The organism is Pseudoramibacter alactolyticus ATCC 23263 (assembly GCF_000185505.1).
In the GTDB taxonomy this organism is placed as follows: Bacteria; Bacillota; Clostridia; order Eubacteriales; family Eubacteriaceae; genus Pseudoramibacter; species Pseudoramibacter alactolyticus.
The window spans coordinates 1,891,363-1,907,836 of the sequence record NZ_GL622359.1 but is presented as its reverse complement, the minus strand read 5'-3'; the positions used below and the strand labels follow the sequence as shown (position 1 = coordinate 1,907,836).

At 55.9% G+C, this 16,474-nt stretch carries 16 protein-coding genes and 1 pseudogene; 5 read left to right on the top strand and 12 right to left on the bottom strand.

What is annotated here, in order from left to right:
* Window positions 1-265 precede the first annotated feature (265 nt).
* From HMPREF0721_RS09115 to HMPREF0721_RS09105, 3 genes are all read left to right on the top strand, one after another.
* The gene (locus tag HMPREF0721_RS09115) at window positions 266-1,441 is read left to right on the top strand and encodes a 1-deoxy-D-xylulose-5-phosphate reductoisomerase (RefSeq protein ID WP_040640453.1); all 1,176 of its coding nucleotides are present in this window, start codon (window positions 266-268) and stop codon (window positions 1,439-1,441) included.
* A complete protein-coding gene (locus HMPREF0721_RS09110; RefSeq protein ID WP_006599431.1) occupies window positions 1,371-3,200 on the top strand; it encodes a 1-deoxy-D-xylulose-5-phosphate synthase in 1,830 nt (609 codons plus the stop codon). The genes HMPREF0721_RS09115 and HMPREF0721_RS09110 overlap by 71 nt, the downstream gene beginning before the upstream one ends.
* 245 nt (window positions 3,201-3,445) lie before the next feature.
* The gene (locus HMPREF0721_RS09105) at window positions 3,446-4,774 is read left to right on the top strand and encodes a replication-associated recombination protein A (RefSeq protein ID WP_006599429.1); all 1,329 of its coding nucleotides are present in this window, start codon (window positions 3,446-3,448) and stop codon (window positions 4,772-4,774) included.
* 46 nt (window positions 4,775-4,820) lie between these two features.
* Here HMPREF0721_RS09105 and trpS read toward each other — a convergent pair whose 3' ends face one another.
* From trpS to dnaX, 9 genes are all read right to left on the bottom strand, one after another.
* Window positions 4,821-5,870 carry a tryptophan--tRNA ligase gene (gene trpS / locus HMPREF0721_RS09100; RefSeq protein WP_050787033.1) on the bottom strand — a complete coding sequence of 350 codons (1,050 nt, stop codon included), beginning with the start codon at window positions 5,868-5,870 and terminating at the stop codon, window positions 4,821-4,823.
* 140 nt (window positions 5,871-6,010) lie between these two features.
* A complete protein-coding gene (fusA, locus tag HMPREF0721_RS09095; RefSeq protein ID WP_006599427.1) occupies window positions 6,011-8,125 on the bottom strand; it encodes an elongation factor G in 2,115 nt (704 codons plus the stop codon).
* A 227-nt stretch (window positions 8,126-8,352) separates the two neighbouring features.
* Window positions 8,353-8,730 carry a DUF948 domain-containing protein gene (locus HMPREF0721_RS09090; protein WP_006599425.1) on the bottom strand — a complete coding sequence of 126 codons (378 nt, stop codon included), beginning with the start codon at window positions 8,728-8,730 and terminating at the stop codon, window positions 8,353-8,355.
* Window positions 8,727-9,107: a YtxH domain-containing protein gene (locus HMPREF0721_RS09085; protein ID WP_006599424.1), complete on the bottom strand. Its 381-nt coding sequence runs from the start codon at window positions 9,105-9,107 to the stop codon at window positions 8,727-8,729. Before HMPREF0721_RS09085 ends, HMPREF0721_RS09090 begins: the two co-directional genes overlap by 4 nt.
* Window positions 9,108-9,143: 36 nt before the next feature.
* A complete protein-coding gene (locus tag HMPREF0721_RS09080) occupies window positions 9,144-9,410 on the bottom strand; it encodes an HPr family phosphocarrier protein (RefSeq protein ID WP_006599423.1) in 267 nt (88 codons plus the stop codon).
* A gap of 32 nt (window positions 9,411-9,442) precedes the next feature.
* Window positions 9,443-11,179 (bottom strand): phosphoenolpyruvate--protein phosphotransferase, encoded by a 1,737-nt coding sequence (gene ptsP, locus HMPREF0721_RS09075; protein WP_006599422.1) that lies wholly within the window; start codon window positions 11,177-11,179, stop codon window positions 9,443-9,445.
* Between the two features lie 46 nt (window positions 11,180-11,225).
* Complete coding sequence (gene recR, locus HMPREF0721_RS09070) at window positions 11,226-11,828, bottom strand: recombination mediator RecR (protein WP_006599421.1); 603 nt, start codon at window positions 11,826-11,828, stop codon at window positions 11,226-11,228.
* A 1-nt stretch (window position 11,829) separates the two neighbouring features.
* On the bottom strand, window positions 11,830-12,189 hold the full coding sequence (locus HMPREF0721_RS09065; RefSeq protein ID WP_006599420.1) for a YbaB/EbfC family nucleoid-associated protein: 360 nt from the start codon (window positions 12,187-12,189) through the stop codon (window positions 11,830-11,832).
* 113 nt (window positions 12,190-12,302) lie between these two features.
* Window positions 12,303-13,955 (bottom strand): DNA polymerase III subunit gamma/tau, encoded by a 1,653-nt coding sequence (gene dnaX, locus HMPREF0721_RS09060; protein WP_156788727.1) that lies wholly within the window; start codon window positions 13,953-13,955, stop codon window positions 12,303-12,305.
* Window positions 13,956-14,242: 287 nt separating this feature from the next.
* On the opposite strand from dnaX, the gene HMPREF0721_RS09055 reads away from it, so the two are divergent.
* Both HMPREF0721_RS09055 and HMPREF0721_RS09050 read left to right on the top strand, forming a co-directional pair.
* On the top strand, window positions 14,243-15,136 hold the full coding sequence (locus tag HMPREF0721_RS09055) for a DMT family transporter (RefSeq protein ID WP_006599418.1): 894 nt from the start codon (window positions 14,243-14,245) through the stop codon (window positions 15,134-15,136).
* 121 nt (window positions 15,137-15,257) lie between these two features.
* On the top strand, window positions 15,258-15,611 hold the full coding sequence (locus HMPREF0721_RS09050) for a cupin domain-containing protein (protein WP_040640024.1): 354 nt from the start codon (window positions 15,258-15,260) through the stop codon (window positions 15,609-15,611).
* A 60-nt stretch (window positions 15,612-15,671) separates the two neighbouring features.
* Here the strand turns inward: HMPREF0721_RS09050 and HMPREF0721_RS12620 are convergent, their stop codons facing one another.
* The 3 genes and pseudogenes from HMPREF0721_RS12620 to tnpA form a co-directional block, all read right to left on the bottom strand.
* Complete coding sequence (locus HMPREF0721_RS12620; protein WP_278224167.1) at window positions 15,672-15,797, bottom strand: hypothetical protein; 126 nt, start codon at window positions 15,795-15,797, stop codon at window positions 15,672-15,674.
* An 89-nt stretch (window positions 15,798-15,886) separates the two neighbouring features.
* Window positions 15,887-16,048: pseudogene (locus tag HMPREF0721_RS12835) on the bottom strand (hypothetical protein); the annotation flags it as partial.
* 126 nt (window positions 16,049-16,174) lie between these two features.
* On the bottom strand, window positions 16,175-16,474 hold a 300-nt coding region (tnpA, locus tag HMPREF0721_RS09040; RefSeq protein WP_006599414.1), incomplete at its 5' end, for an IS200/IS605 family transposase.

Sequence of the window (16,474 nt, the reverse complement as noted above, 5' to 3'; positions counted from 1 at the left end):
CGCCGCGCCGGCCGGCATTCTCTTTGCCGGCCGGCGCTTTTTTATTTGAGGCATCGCATTGCGGCTCCCGCCGAAGCCCCGGCACGGCCGCATTTTTCAAGAAGCGGTTGAATATGGTATAATGACTAAAATCCGCGAACGCGAAAAATCTTTGAATGCCGACGCGGGGCAAAAAACTGAAAGAGGCTCCAGGCGATCGCCGCGCTCAGAAACCGGCGAATCGCCGAAGCCGTCGAATCGAAGACAAAGGAGTGATGACGGTTTGATGCGAAGACTATCCGTGCTCGGATCCACGGGCTCGATCGGAACGCAGACCCTGGATGTTGTCCGTCAACATCCCGAGCTTTTCCGTGTGGAGGCGCTCGGCTGCGGATCCAATATTGACCTGATCGAAAAACAGGCGCGTGAATTTACGCCGCGCCTTGTCGCTGTGTACCAAAAGGACCAGGCCGCCATTTTAAAGACGCGTCTGAAAGATACCGGCGTCCGCGTTATCGCCGGCATGGCAGGACTGATCGCCCTCGCCCAGCTGCCCCAGGCGGACATTGTGGTGACGGCGATCGTCGGCATGATCGGTCTTCGGCCGACGGTGGCAGCCATCGAGGCCGGCAAGGACATTGCCCTCGCCAATAAAGAAACCTGTGTAACGGCAGGGCACGTGATCATGCCCCTCGCCGAGCAGCACGGCGTGAAAATTCTTCCGGTCGACTCAGAGCATTCTGCGATTTTTCAGGCCCTTCAGGGAAAAGCGGACTCTAAAATCCATAAAATCTACCTGACGGCCTCGGGCGGTCCCTTCCGCGGCCGGACCCAGCGTGAGCTTGCCCGGGTGACCGTCAGGGAGGCCCTCGCTCACCCTACCTGGTCCATGGGACCGAAGATCACCATCGACTCGGCCACGATGGTCAACAAAGGACTCGAGGTGATCGAGGCGAAATGGCTGTTCGACGTAGATGTCGACCGCATTCAAGTGGTCATTCAGCCCCAAAGCGTCATCCACTCGATGGTAGCCTATGAGGACGGATCGATTCTTGCGCAGCTCGGAAGCTCGGATATGCGCATCCCCATCCAGTTCGCTCTCACCTGGCCGAACCATCTCCCTTCGCCCGCAGCGCCCCTTGATTTTGAGACGCTCACCAGGCTTGATTTCGCAGTTCCGGACAACGGCACCTTCCGGGGGATCCCCCTTGCCGTTCGGGCGATTCGCGCGGGGGGATCCATGCCCTGTGCGCTGAATGCTGCCAACGAATGGGCGAACGCGGCCTTCCGGAAAGGCCGGATCCGCTTTCTGGAGATCTATGACGTGATTGAACAGGTCATGGACCGGCACCATATCGTGCCCGAGCCGACCGTTGAGGAAATAGTGAACATTGAAAACGAAATTAACCGATACTGCGAAGCCACATTCGCAGGAAAAACCGCTGCTCAAGCGGATCTGTAAAAACGGCGATATCCGAAACATCCCGCCGGAAGCGCTCGGAGATCTGGCGGCCGAAATCCGCCGCTTCCTGATCGAAAAGGTCGGCGCCCACGGCGGTCATCTCTCTGCCAACCTCGGGGTGGTGGAGCTGACGATGGCGCTGCACCTTGTCTTTGATTTTGCAAAAGACCGGATCGTTTGGGACGTGGGCCACCAGGCCTATGTCCATAAAATCCTGACCGGCCGGAAGGATGCTTTCGACACCTTGCGAGAGTACGGCGGACTGAGCGGTTTCCCGAAAAAAAAGGAAAGCCCGACCGATTGCTTCGACACGGGCCACGGAGGCAACAGCGTTTCGGCCGGCCTCGGAATGGCCTGCGCCTGCGAACTGGCAGGGTCGGACGACGCTGTCGTGGCCGTGATCGGCGACGGCTCTTCGACCAGCGGCATGTTTTACGAGGCGCTGAATTGCGCAGGACGCCTCAAGCGCAATTTTATCATCATCCTCAACGACAATGAGATGTCAATCTCACGGAACATCAGCGGCCTTGCCCATTATTTAAGCTCACTGCGCGCCGCTGCCCAGACGGAGGCTGAATCGACGGTCGCCAGCCTCCGCGCAGGCTTCGCGCATTTTGGCATCACCTATTTCGGCCCGATAGACGGCCACAATGTGCCGCAGCTGGTGAAGACGCTGCAGACCGCCCGGCGCATCGACCATTGCGTGATCATCCATACCCTGACCCAAAAGGGACGCGGCTACCCGCCCGCGGAGCGCTACCCGGACCGGTTTCACGGCATTGGCCCCTTCGATATCCCCAGCGGGGTGCCCCGCCAAACCAAAAGCGGCCCCTCCTGGACCGATGTCTTCGCCTCGGCGCTGATGGCAGAGGCTGCCGCCTCCCCGGCGGTCACGGCCATCACGGCGGCCATGGCGGACGGTACTGGCCTGAAGGCCTTCGCAAGCCGGTTTCCTGAGCGCTTCTTTGACGTGGGCATTGCAGAAGAACACGGAGTAACTTTTGCGGCGGGGCTCGCCGCCGCAGGACGCATTCCGGTCGTCGCAATTTATTCGACTTTTCTTCAGCGGGCCTACGATCAAGTGCTCGAGGATGTCTGCCTTCAGAAACTTCACGTAGTCTTCGCCATCGACCGGGCCGGCATCGTCGGACAGGACGGCGAGACCCATCAAGGCATTTTTGACGTCGGTTTTCTTTCCGGAATGCCCAATATGACCGTGATCGCGCCAAAAAACGCCCCGGAGCTCGAAGCGGCGCTGCATTACGCGATCCACGCGTGCGACGGCCCCGTCGCAATCCGCTACGGGCGGGGGCCTGCATCCCGGCTCTTTGCCGACCGAAGCCTTCCCTTTGCCGGGCAGCGCTCGGAGCCGCTGCTCGCGGGGAAAGACGCAACCCTTCTGGCCGTCGGCCACATGAACGCCATCGGGGCAAAAGCCGTGCGGCTGCTCGCCCAAACGTACGGCATTGCCTGCGGACTGGTGAACGCGCGCTTTTTAAAACCCCTGGACGAAAAAACGCTGGCAGCATGCGCCCAGACCGGACCGGTGATCACCCTGGAGGACAACGTGCGGGCGGGTGGCTTCGGTGAACGGACAGCGGCCTGGCTTTCGGAACACGCGCCGGCAACGAGAACCTTGATCCTCGCGATCGACGATATCTTTGTCGCCCATGGCTCCCCGGAATCCCTGCTCCGGGAGCTGGCACTGGATCCCCCGGCGGTTGCAAAAAGAATCGCCGCCTTTCTGGGTGGGGCCTGAAAATCGCCCGGCATCATGCCTCCGGCTTCCCTTTTCGCAGCATCGGAATTACCAACCCAAAATGACCGCTAAGCGGTCATTTTTTTCGCGTTCTTTCGAACCGATTTATTTTAATTTAAAGAAAGCCCATCGACCGCTAATTTTTTTCAAATTTTTATTTAACCGCTCCTTCTTTTGGGATAAACTATAGTTGTCATCACTTTACAGATATTTATTGTTTTATTTGTTCAAAAAAAGGAAAAATTATGTTTGAACCGCATCAAGAATCGTTATTCCCGCATTCAGCCCACGAGCCTTTGGCCAGCCGCATCCGCCCGCAAACCATTGACGCCATTGTCGGCCAGGAGCATCTGCTTGGCGAGGGCAGGGCCTTGCGCCGTCTCATCGACCGCGACGACATCCCTTCGATGATTCTCTGGGGGCCGCCCGGCGTCGGCAAGACCACCCTGGCTCAGGTTATCGCCCGACAGACCGCTGCTGCCTTCGTCGCCTTCAGTGCTGTGAACAGCGGCATCAAAGATATCAAGAAGATCATGGGCGACGCCAAAAGCCATGCGGCTTTCGGCCGGCGCACCCTGGTCTTTATCGACGAAATCCACCGCTTCAACAAAGCCCAGCAGGATGCCTTTCTGCCCTATGTCGAGGACGGCAGCATCGTGCTCATCGGCGCCACGACGGAAAATCCCTCCTTTGAGATCAATTCGGCGCTGCTCTCCCGCTGCCGGGTCTTTCTGCTCAAACCACTGACGCCGGAGGCCATCGCCACGCTGCTGACCCGCGCCCTGGCCGAAGGCTTTGACGCGCCGCTCACCGCCGACGCCCAAATACTGCGCGCCATCGGCGTCTTTGCTGACGGCGATGCCCGGACAGCGCTCAATACCCTCGAAATGCTTGTGGACAACAGCCCGGTAACCGGCGGCTGGCTTGCGGCAGACGAAGCCCTGCTCGCCCAGCTGCTGGACCGCAAGACCCTCCGCTACGACAAAGACGGCGAAGAGCATTACAATCTGATTTCCGCCCTGCACAAATCCATGCGCAACAGCGATGCCGACGCGGCGATTTACTGGCTCACCCGCATGCTCGAGGGCGGTGAAGACCCGCTTTATATCGCCCGCCGCCTGATCCGCTTTGCAAGCGAAGACATCGGTCTGGCCGATACCGGCGCCCTCAACCTGACCGTCAACGTCTTTCAGGCCTGCCAATTCATCGGTATGCCGGAATGCAATGTCCACCTCACCGAAGCTGTGATTTATCTCGCCCTGGCGCCCAAATCCAACGCGGTCTACAAGGCGACGCTGAACGTCGCCCAGGATGTGAAATCCACAATGAACGCTCCCGTGCCCATGGCCATCCGCAACGGCACCACCAAACTGATGCGCGAGCTGGGCTACGGCCGCGGCTATCAGTTCGCCCACCATTTTGAAGACAAGCTCACCACCATGCAGACCTTCCCGGAGGAACTGTCAGGCCACGCATATTATTTCCCCACCGAGGAAGGCCGGGAGGGCCCGTTTAAAAAACGCCTGGCCCAAATCAAGGCGTGGCACCGCGAACACGATGGCAAAGAGGAATAACCGGCAACAAAAAAGCTGAGCGTCAAACTCAGCTTTTTTATTTTTCTCAGCGCTTCGGCGTCACCAGGCCCACCTTGCGGCGCACCTTCGAGAGGGTTCTTCCCGCGATGCGCCCCGCCTGGTCGGCCCCGGCGACCATCAGCGATTCCAGGTAGCCCTTGTCTCCCATCAGCCGGCCGAATGCCGCCTGAATCGGGCGCAGGGCTTCGGCCACGGCCTCGCCGACCGCCGTTTTGAAATCGCCGTAGCCCCGGCCGGCAAATTCCCGTTCGATGGCGGCCATGTCCTGATCGGTGGCACAGCCGTAAATTTCCATCAAATTGGAGATGCCCGGCTTGTTTTCCCGGTCGTAACGCACCTCCGTTTCCGAGTCGGTCACAGCCCGCTTGAATTTTTTCACGATGGTTTTCGGATCGTCGATCATCGAGATAAAGCCGTTGGGATTGTCGTCGGACTTGCTCATCTTCGATGCCGGATCCTGCAGGCTCATGACCCGCGCGCCGGCGGTCCCGAACCAGGGCTCCGGCAGCTTAAAGGTGGGGCTGTAGGTCTGGTTGAAGCGGCCGCCAATGTCTCGGGCCAGCTCGACGTGCTGCTTCTGATCGCTGCCCACTGGCACGAAATCCGTCTGATAAAGCAGAATATCCGCCGCCATCAGCACCGGATAATCGAAGAGCCCGACGCGGATATTGCTGCCCTGACGCTGCTGCTTCTGGGATTTAGCCTTGTATTGGGTCATCCGAGAGAGCTCGCCCATATAGCTGTTGCAGTTGAGGATCCAGGCCAACTCCGAATGGGCCGACACCTGAGACTGCACATAAAGAATGGATTTTGCCGGATCGATGCCGATGGCCATCAAAAGGGCCAGGCATTCATAGGTGCGCCGCCGCAGATCTGCCGGCACCTGAAACACCGTCATGGCATGCAGATCGGCCAGGGCGAACAGACAGTCGTTTTGATCCTGCAAGGTCACCCAGTTTTTCATGGCGCCGAAATAATTGCCGATGGTAAACATCCCCGACGGCTGAATGGCGGAGTAAATGATTTTTTTCTTTTCTGCCGCAGTCGCTGCGGCTGGTTGTGATGCTTCTAGCATATGTTTCCCCTTATGCTTCATTTTTTCCATTATACCCGTTTGCGCCGCGTTTGGCAAAGTTTAACGCCGCTCATGCGCAAAAAAACGGCCGTGCCGCCGGGCACCGCCGTTTAAAATCGCTTCGCCGTCATCGCCGGCCATTATTTTTTCTTTTTGTGATCTTTGTCTTTCGACGCTTTGTCATCGTCGCCGTTTGCCGCCGCGATCACTTTTTCGGCCACCGTCGCCGGCGCTTCTTCATAGCGGGCGAAGCTCATTTCAAAGGAGCCCCGGGCCTGGGTCATCGAGCGCAGTTCCGTGGCGTATTTGGCCAGCTCCGAAAGCGGCGCTTCCGCCGTAATGATCTGTCTGCCGTTATCCGCCGGTTCCATCCCGAGGATGCGGCCGCGTTTTTTATTCAAATCGCCCATCACATCGCCCATGTAGACTTCCGGGATGCTGATGCGCAAACCGTAAATCGGCTCGAGCAGAATCGGATCCGCTTCTTTAAGGCCCTTCTTAAACGCCAGCGCCGCCGCCATTTTGAAAGACATTTCGTCGGAGTCCACCGCGTGATAGGATCCGTCGTAAAGGGTAGCCTGCACCCCGGTCACCGGGTAGCCGGCGAGCACGCCGCTGGCCATGCAGTCCGCCAGCCCTTTTTCGACCGCAGGGATAAAGTTGCGCGGCACCGATCCGCCGACCACCTTGTCCACAAAGCGGAAATCGTCATTGACATCCGGCAGGGGATCAAATTTCACAAAGACATGCCCGTATTGACCGCTGCCACCGGATTGTTTTTTGTGTTTGCCCTCCGCGTCGGCCGATTTGCGGATGGTTTCGCGGTAAGGCACCTTCATCGGTTCGAGGGTGACGTCCACGTCGAATTTTTGTTTCAGACGATGACTGACGATTTCCAGCTGCATTTCTCCCAGACCGGAGATAATGGTCTGCTTGGTTTCAGGATTGCGCGTGACAGCAATCGTCGGGTCTTCTTCGATGAGTTTGTGGAGCCCGGTGGAGAGCTTGTCGATATTGCTCTTGTTCGTGGCTTCAATCGCCATGGAAATGACCGGTTTCGGGAAATCAATCGGCGGATACACGATGGGATTGGCCGCGTCGCACAGGGTGTCCCCGGTGGAGACGTCGTTCAATTTGCTGAAAGCACCGATATCCCCCGCAATCAGGTTGTCTACTTCAATCTGCTTGTTGCCCCGCAGCACGTAAATATGGTTCGTCTTTTCGCGGGTGTCTTTGTTGGCGTTGACCACCTCAGCGCCGCTTTCGAGGACGCCGCTCATCACTTTAAAGATCGACAGCTTGCCCACAAAGGGATCCACTACGGTTTTAAATATCTGAGCCGAAAACGGCGCCGACGCTTCACACTTGTGGACAATCTCCCGGGAATCCCGCGGATCCGTGCCCACCATACCTTCTCCGTCGTCCGGTGCGGGCAGATAGTCGATAATCATGTTCTCGACGGTTTCCACCCCGATGTTCTGCACCGCCGAGGTGCACATCACCGGAATCAGATCGCCGGCGAGCACCCCGATGCGCAGCCCGTAGTGAATTTCTTCGGTGGTCAGTTCTTCGCCGTCGAAATACTTTTCCATTAAATCTTCGGATGTCTGAGCCACACTTTCCATGATCATTTCACGGTAAGGCGCCAGGGTATTTTTCAGATCTTCCGGCACTTCGGCGTCAAAGCAGCGGTTGTCCTTGCGTTCGCGGCCGTTCATATCGACCACGTTGACAATCCCGTGCATTTCTTCCCCTTCGCCCCAAGGTTGAATGAAAGGCACTACCTTATTGCCAAAAGCTTCTTTTAATTGGTCCATCACCTTGCCGATCTTGGCGTTTTCCCGGTCCATCTTGTTCACGACAAAAAAGGCCGGCACATCAATCTGCTTGAGCATGTCAATGGCTTTCTCGGTGCCGACTTGCACCCCCGCCAGCGCATCCACCACGACGATGATGGCGTCAACAGCGCGCAGGGCGGCCGCCGCTTCTCCGACAAAGTCAAAATAGCCCGGTGCGTCGATCAGATTGATCTTGTGACCACCGTATTCCACCGGAATAATCGTCGAAGAAATGGAAAACATTCTGCGTTTTTCCTCTTCGTCAAAGTCGGATAAAGTGTTGCCCTCGTCGATTCTGCCCATTCGGTCGATGGCGCCGGCATTGAATGCCATCGCTTCGATCAGTGAGGTCTTCCCGGAGCCGCCATGGCCTAAAAGCAAAACGTTTCTGACATTGCTTGTCGGATAAGTTTTCATGCAATTTCCCCCTTGCTGGTCAACTTTCTATTATTACGTTATCATTGTACCTAATATTGTCATTGTTTTCAATATGTAATTCCTGAAAAATGTAAAGGGCATCATCCCTCGGATCGCTCCTTTTCCGTCCGATTAAATTTCTCATTTTTCGCCGATACGCACGGCTCCCCATAAAAAAGACACCGGCGTTCGCCGGTGCCTTTCAATACATCCTATTTTTATTAAGCTTATTTTTGCCGCGCCGCCGCGCGTTCTGCACGGCGAGTTGCCTTTTCAAGCTTCTTTTCGCGTTTATTGGCCTTGCGTTCGCCACTGGCATTGAGCCGTCTGAAAATGCTGATGAACTTGCCGACATTGGCCGACAAAGGTTCAATCACATCGTTTTTAACCGTATCAACTGAGGTCTTGGCATCTTCCATCACGGAATCCACATTTGTGACAATATGGGTCACCTGCTCTTCGTTGTCCGCCAACAAGTGGTTGACCCGCTTAAGTGTTTCGACCAAATTCTTAAATACTCTGACCAGATGAACCGTGCCGTAAATCACCGCGATGGCGATGATGATCAGCGCCAGCTCCCACCAATGCATGCTGATGTGGATCATGCCGGTTCCCCGTCATCTTCTGCTTCAGTTTCCGGCATTTCTTCGTCTTCAGCTTTGATCGCTTCCAGCTCGTCATTGAGTTCGTCAATGCTGGCTGAAACATCGTCCTGAATCTCTTCGATCTTGTCTTCAATCTGAGCCTTGTATTGGTTGACGCGATCTGTCAAGGTATCCGCCGCATCCTGAATCTGCCCCTTCAGGCTCTCAGTATATTCCAGCGCCTGATCGTGCATATCGCCAAACGTCCCGCGAATATGTTCCCGCAGGCTGTTTCTGGTTTCTTCTCCCGATGCCGGCGCCAGAAGCAGAGCCGCCGCCGCGCCGATCATTGCCCCGGCGAAAAGTCCGCCGATAAAATAACCTTCTTTATTTGCCATGTCATTCCTCTCTTAAATCTATCGCATTTTTAACCATTACGCTTCGCCAAAACCGTCTTTTATCATCGCCACCAAGGCTGCCAGGGCTTCGTCCTCATCGTCACCGTCGGCTTCGATAATTACCTGGTCGCCCTGGGCAATGCCCCCGGACATAATGCCCATGATGCTTTTGGCATTAATCCGGGTGTCCCCGCTGATCACATCAATATCCGAGGAAAATCCGCCGGCCGCCGAGACGAAAAGAGACGCAGCTCTCGCATGTAATCCTGTTTTGTTGATAATCGTGACTTGTTTTCGTTTCATCGGCACAACTCCTCTCTGATTTTGCCAGGCGTTTATAAAATCTGAATGCCCAATGCCGCCATCTTGGCTTCGATCATCGCCCGGATTTCGTCGCCGGTTTCCATGGTCAGTGCTTCGTCGGCAATGGCCTTGGCCTCCTCAAAGCTAACCGAACGCACAATTTTCTTCACCTGGGGAATGGAGGAAGCGCTCATCGAGAATTCATCGAGACCCAACCCCAGAAGAATCAATGTCGCGCTGGGATCTCCGGCCATTTCGCCGCACATTCCCGTAAATTTATCCGGCAGCTTATGAGACGCCTCGATCACGTTCTTCACCAGGCGCAAAATCGCCGGATGCAGCGGATCGTAAAGATAGGACACCGTCTGGTTCATCCGGTCCACCGCCAAGGTGTACTGGCAGAGATCGTTGGTGCCGATGGAAAAGAAATCCACTTCCTTCGCGATGATATCCGCCGTCAGCGCTGCCGAAGGAATTTCCACCATGATCCCGATTTCGAGATCGCGGTCGTAGGCCACGCCTTCGCGGTCGAGCTCAGCCATGCAGGCCTTTACCAGCGCCTTGGCCTGACGCACTTCCGACACGTTGCCAATCATCGGGAACATCACCCGGGTTTTTCCGAAGGCCGAAGCCCGGAGAATCGCCCGCAGCTGGGTGCGGAAAAGATCTTCCTTTGCAAAACAAAGCCGAACCGCCCGCAGCCCGAGGAAAGGATTCATTTCTTCTTCCAGCGGCAGATAAGGCAGTTTTTTGTCGCCGCCGATATCCAGGGTACGGATGATCACCCCTTCGCGATCTCTAAAATCTTCCACCACGGTTTTATAGGCCGCAAATTGTTTTTCTTCACTGGGCATGGTATCTGCATCCATATAAAGAAATTCGCTACGGTAAAGGCCGACACCCATGCCGCCGTTATGGTTGACGCCCTCGACATCTTTGGGGTTGCCGATGTTCCCGCTCAAAATCACTTCATGCCCGTCGGTGGTCACCGCCTTTTGATCCTTGAGCTGGGCAAGTTCCGCCATATAAACTTCGTAGGCCCTTTGCTTATCCCGATACATGGCAAGCTCGCCTGCCGTCGGGTTGACGACAATCACGCCAGCACTGCCGTCTACAATCACCGTATCGCCATCCTGAGCCGTGGCTGTAATATCCCCCAGGCCGAGAATCGCTGGGATTTCAAGTCCGCGGGCCATGATCGCCGAGTGGGAAGTGCGGCTGCCGATGTCGGTGGCAAACCCTTTCACATGCGCTTTGTCCATGATCGCCGTATCGGAAGGCGCCAGATCTTCAGCGATGATGATCGTATCCTCCGAAAGATTGGAGATATCCATGATGTCGATGCCCATCAAGTTGTGCAGTACCCGGTTTCCCACATCGCGGATATCGGCTGCACGCCCCTTGAAATAAGGATCGTCCATCGCGTCAAACATGGCATAAAACTGATCAACGATCTGCTGAGTGATGGCCTCCGCATTTCGCTGTTCACTTTCGATGCTCGTTTTAATCGCGCCGACAAATTCCGGATCGTCCAAGAACATGGCATGGGCTTCAAAGATCGCCGCTTCCTCTTCGCCCAGTTCCCGAGCTGTTTTTGCCTGCAATGCGCTCAACTGTTCCCGGCTTTGCGCCACGGCCTCATCGAAGCGGGCACATTCTGCAGCCACATCATCGATTTGCCTGCGCACGATATCCAGTTCTTTTTTGACATAAACAATCGCCTTGGCAATGGCAATCCCCGGCGAGGCATTAATCCCTTTTTTAATCATATTCTGCTCCCATCCAAAGTTTATTCTTTTATCTGATGGCCGCTGCTTATTTGATTTGTTTTCGGCCTTCAAAAGCTTTAATCAAAGTGACCTCGTCTGTAAATTCCACATCGGCGCCAATCGGAATGCCCTTGGCCAACCGGGTCACCGTCACGCCCATCGGCGTGATCAGATTGCCCAGGTAAACCGCCGTCGCTTCGCCCTCCGGCGTTGGATTGGTCGCCATGATCACTTCCGTCACCGTACCGTCCGCCAGACGCAGCATCAGCTCCCTGGCTTTAATGTCCTGAGGACCAATCCCCTCCAGCGGGGAAATTACTCCGTGAAGCACATGATAAAGTCCGTGATATTCCCGCGTGCGCTCGATGGCGTAAATATCCCGCGTGTTTTCAACCACACACAGCACTGAGCGATCCCGGGATGCGTCGGCGCAGATGTCACAGCGATCCCCGTCCGTAATCGAAAAACAGACGGGACAAAGTTTAATCTTCTCTTTCACATCCAGGAGCGCCCTGGACAGCCCGGCGATATCTTCCTTTGGGGCATCAATCAGGTGAAAGGCCAGCCGCTGGGCTGTTTTCTCGCCGATGCCCGGCAACTTGGACAGCTCGGCAACCAGCCGCTCAACCGCCTTCGGATACAGTCCCAACTCAGGACAACCCCGGAATATTTGGCATGCTGATGCCCTCGGTCAGTTTTCCCATTTCTGAGCCGGTCAGTTCGTCCACACGGCTGTTCGCTTCGTTGACGGCGGCCACGATGAGATCCTCGAGCATCTCCACGTCGTCCTCGTCGATAACATCCGGATCGATCTTCACTGATTTAACGACTTTCGCCCCCGTCATCACCACTTTAACCGCGCCGCCACCGGCGGTGCCCTCGATTTCCTGCTCTTCCAGATCCTCTTGGGCACGCTGCATTTGCGCCTGCATCTGCTGGATCTGCTTCATCATATTTTTCTGGTTAACCTTGCCGCCGCCCCGCGGTGCCCGTCTTTTCATTCTCGACATGGGATTCTCCTTTATCCTTATCCTTTGTTTTCCTTTTCATTTTATTATAACACTTTTATCCCTGTGTTTAAAAGTCTAAAATCGTTCAATGCCCCAATTCTTAATGCCCTTTCTCATTGCGATTCAATGGGCACGTCGCCGACGATGGCCGCCGTTTTTTCGGCAAAGCTCATGGTCTCAGCATTTTTTTTTACCACGCGGATGTCCAATGTGAGATCGGCATTCCTGGAAAGCGTCTGTGCCATCTTTTCAAGGTCTTCCTTTTCCCGCCCCAGCATATCGGCGTGCATCGCCGCATTGGAACCGGCAAAACGCAGCTCCAGACGATGGTCGGACACCTGGGCCAGCCGCCCTTCGCTGAAAAAGTGCTGCAGCAGTGGATTGGTCTTGGCCAGCTGGTCGTGCATCAAACGGAAAAGACGATCCGCATTAATCTCCGCCGAACCATCTGATCGCGTTTCCGGTTTGGCCGTTCGGGGGGCCGCCGGTTGGGATGGCGCCGAAGGCGCTCCGTCCGGTGCCGGTTGTTGGGCGCTTCCCTTCACCGCTGAATGAGCCATCGGACGATCGGCCGCTGCCTTCGGCTGCACAGAGGTTTCGGGCGGAACAGGCGCCGCTTGCGCTGTCGCCGGGCGGGCAGGCTGCGGCGCGGTTGCCTCCGCGGCCGGCACATAGCCCGAACAGGCCTTGAGTACGCTCATTTCCAGAATCACGGCGCTCATATCGTTGTAACGCAGCTTTTCCTGATCGGCCAGAAGGATGTCGATCATGGTGAACAGCCGATTTTTCCCCGCGGCCTTCGCCGTGGCCGAAAGGGTTTCAAACGCCGCCTCCCCGATGCCCAGAATGCGCATGGCTGCCGGCCCGGTAGTCGCCGCCACCAGCAATTCCCGAAAGCAGGTGATCAGCTGGTCCAAAATCAGCGCGGCATCCTTGCCTTCCGCGCGCAGGGTCTGCAGCGTCAGCAGCGCCTGATCGGCCGCGCCGTCAATCATCGCCCGGGCCAGCGCCAGAATCATCTGCCGGTCGGCCATGCCCAAAAATCCCAGCACCTGCTCCTGGGTGATGGCCGCGCCGTCTTCCCGGATGTCGATGATCTGATCCAGGATGCTCAGGGCATCGCGCATGGAGTGATCCCCCCGGGCCGCGACGAATTGCAGCGCATCCTCGTCCATGGCCACGCCGATATCCTGCAGGATCATCCGCATCCGATCGGCGATCACCTCCTGATCGATGGGGCGGATATCAAAGCGCTGGCAGCGGGACAAAATCGTCATCGGCAGCTTGTTGGGCTCCGTCGTCGCCAGAATGAACACTACGTGAGCCGGCGGCTCTTCCAGCGTCTTGAGCAGGGCGTTAAAGGCCTCCCGGGTGAGCATGTGCACTTCGTCGATGATATACACCTTGTACGCACCGAGGGTCGGCGGGTATTTTACCTTCTCGCGGATATCCCGGATCTCGTCGACCCCGCGGTTGGAAGCCGCGTCGATCTCGATGATATCCATAACGCCGGGCTTCTCGATTTCGCGGCACACCGCACAGGCATTGCAGGGATTGCCGCCGCGATTGTCCGTGCAGTTGATGGCACGCGCGAAAATTTTGGCGATCGTCGTCTTGCCGGTGCCCCGGATCCCCGTCAGAAGATAGGCGTGGCCGACGCGGCCGCTGATGATCTGATTTTTTAAAATGCGGGTTACAAAATCCTGCCCGACCACCTCGTCAAAGGTCTGGGGGCGGTATTTGCGATACAACGCCATATAGGCCATGGCCTTCCTCCCGTTCGTCTTCGTCTTGATCTTCGCCGCGCTTTCGCGCACCGATTAAATCGCCCTCATTATACTCTTTTTCATCTCGATTGTATAGCCTTCCTGCACATCGGCCGAGATCTTTTAAGCCGGGCGGTCCGCGTCATCTTTACGCCAGGATGCCTATTCGTTATAATAAAAGCTCAGCATCGACGCCGCCTCGCAGGACATTCGCACTTTGAACCGGCATCGACATTTCGCGGATCGCTCAAAAAATGTGCGCCGCCGTTTGACAGAAAGGAGATTTTATGCCCAACCGACTGACCCGACATCCCGCGCTGCCGCGGGCCGCGCTCTTCGCCGCCGCATTGATCTGGGGCTCTTCATTCTTCATGATGAAGCGTGTGGTGGCCGTCTTTCCCACCTATTATCTCTTGGCCATCCGCTTCACGGTGGCCGCCGTGCTTTTGGCCGCAATCTTTCGCAAACGGCTGTACCGCCCGGGCCGCCAGACGCTTTTAGCCGGGCTTGCGGTCGGCGGCACGATGTTCACCGCCTACGCCTTTCAGACCATCGGCCTCACCGGCACCACGCCGGGCAAAAACGCCTTTCTGACGGCCATCTATTGCGTGATCGTGCCTTTTTTGTATTGGCTGATCGACCGGAGACGCCCGGATCGCTTTAACATCGCCGCCGCTTTTTTATGCATGCTCGGCATCGGCCTCGTGAGTCTTGACGGTGATCTGTCCATGGGCTGGGGCGACGCTTTAACTCTCGTCTGCGGTTTCTTTTTTGCCTGCAACATCGTCGCCGTGGCCAAGTTCAGCCAAAAGATCGATCTCATCGTGCTGACGATTTTCCAATTTGCCGTGGCCGCCGTCTGTTGCTGGATCTGCGCCTTCGCTTTTGAGCGCTTTCCCGCTCAGATTCCCGGTTCTGTTCTCGGCGAATTGATTTACCTGACGCTTTTCGTCTCGGCCTTAGCCTATCTTTGCCAGAACTTCGGCCTCAAGCACGAAGAACCCGCTGCCGCAGCCATCATCCTGAGCCTGGAATGTGTCTTCGGGGTCCTTTTCTCCCTGATTTTTTATGGCGAGCACTTAACCTTGCGTTTAGTGATCGGCTTCACCGTCATTTTCCTCGCCGTCATCCTCTCCGAGACCAAGCTGCAATTTCTCTCCGGACAGCGCGCGCGGCGATAAAACCGATGTCGGATCTTCGGCTTTGTTGCTATTGCAAATTCTTTCTATCTTTTCTTTTGCCGCCGCATCGGCTATGATGGCCATAAAGATTTGCGCGGCCATCATTGACAAGGAGGTTCCGATGTTTATTACCAATGAACAAGATCATGCGTTTCGCCATGGCGATTCCGGTCCGAAGTATTTCATCCACGGGCCAAAGCTCAATTTCGGCATCGCCCGGGTGCTGCCCGGCGAGGTGTACACCGCCCACAGGCATCCGCGAATGGAAGAGGACTTTTATGTACTGGAGGGGCATCCGACCTTTATTATCGACGGGAAGACCCATGTCGGCAAACCCGGAGACTTTATCCATATGGATCCCGGCGAGGTGCACGTGATTAAAAACGACACCAATGCCCCCTGTCTTTACACCATTACCACCACACCTTTCTTTGAAGAGGGAGACAAGGATGAAGTGGTGGTGGATTGGGCGTGAGTCCGAAAAACTAAAAGCGTCTGCCGATCGGCAGACGCTTTTTGAATGTCTTGTACTGGGTTATCGGGTCAGTACGGCAATGGCCTTCGGTGCATAACCCAAGGCCGTAAAGACGGCCACATTGTCGGCGCCAATCGAGCGCATCGCTGTCGGCGCCGGCGAGGCCCCGGCAAATTGCGCCGACACATAACACACCACCCGTTTTCTAATGTCAGATGCGCGAGGTCATTGGCCCGGGCCTGGGGGTCGTCGTGCATATCGTTGGGGCTTTTAAGCTCGGAACAGACGATGTCGTTGGCATTGAACATCGCCAGCAATTCCTTGGCGATGAATTGTTCCCAGACGCCTTGAATCAGGGCACACACATCCTGATAGTTAGCCTGCACCGCGCTGCGCTCGTGCAGTTTGGCATCACCGGTATGTGCGCCCAGCCCCATCAGCTTGAACCCCTTGGAAAGCCCATCCACGCGTCAAACGCGTAGTTGTCATTAGTCGGGCAAAGCCCTCTGCTCCTAGCGGACACGTAAACGTGTAAAACAGTCTGTCAGTCGCTTTGCCTTGTGTTACTTTTTACTTCTGAATGGACTTGCCCCCGGCATTGTCAGTTGCTCGCCCAATTTGTCTTCTGACAATTGGTTCGTTATATACTCACTGATCCGTTGCTCATTCTTTCCTACTGTATCCACATAATATCCTTTGCACCAGAATTCTCTATTCCGGTACTTATATTTTAATTCCCCAAATTGTTCGTACAACATTGTGCTGCTCTTCCCCTTTAAATATCCCATAAACTTGGATACAGAATATTTTGGAGGGATCTCCAATAGCATGTGTACATGATCAGGGCATATTTCTGCATTAAT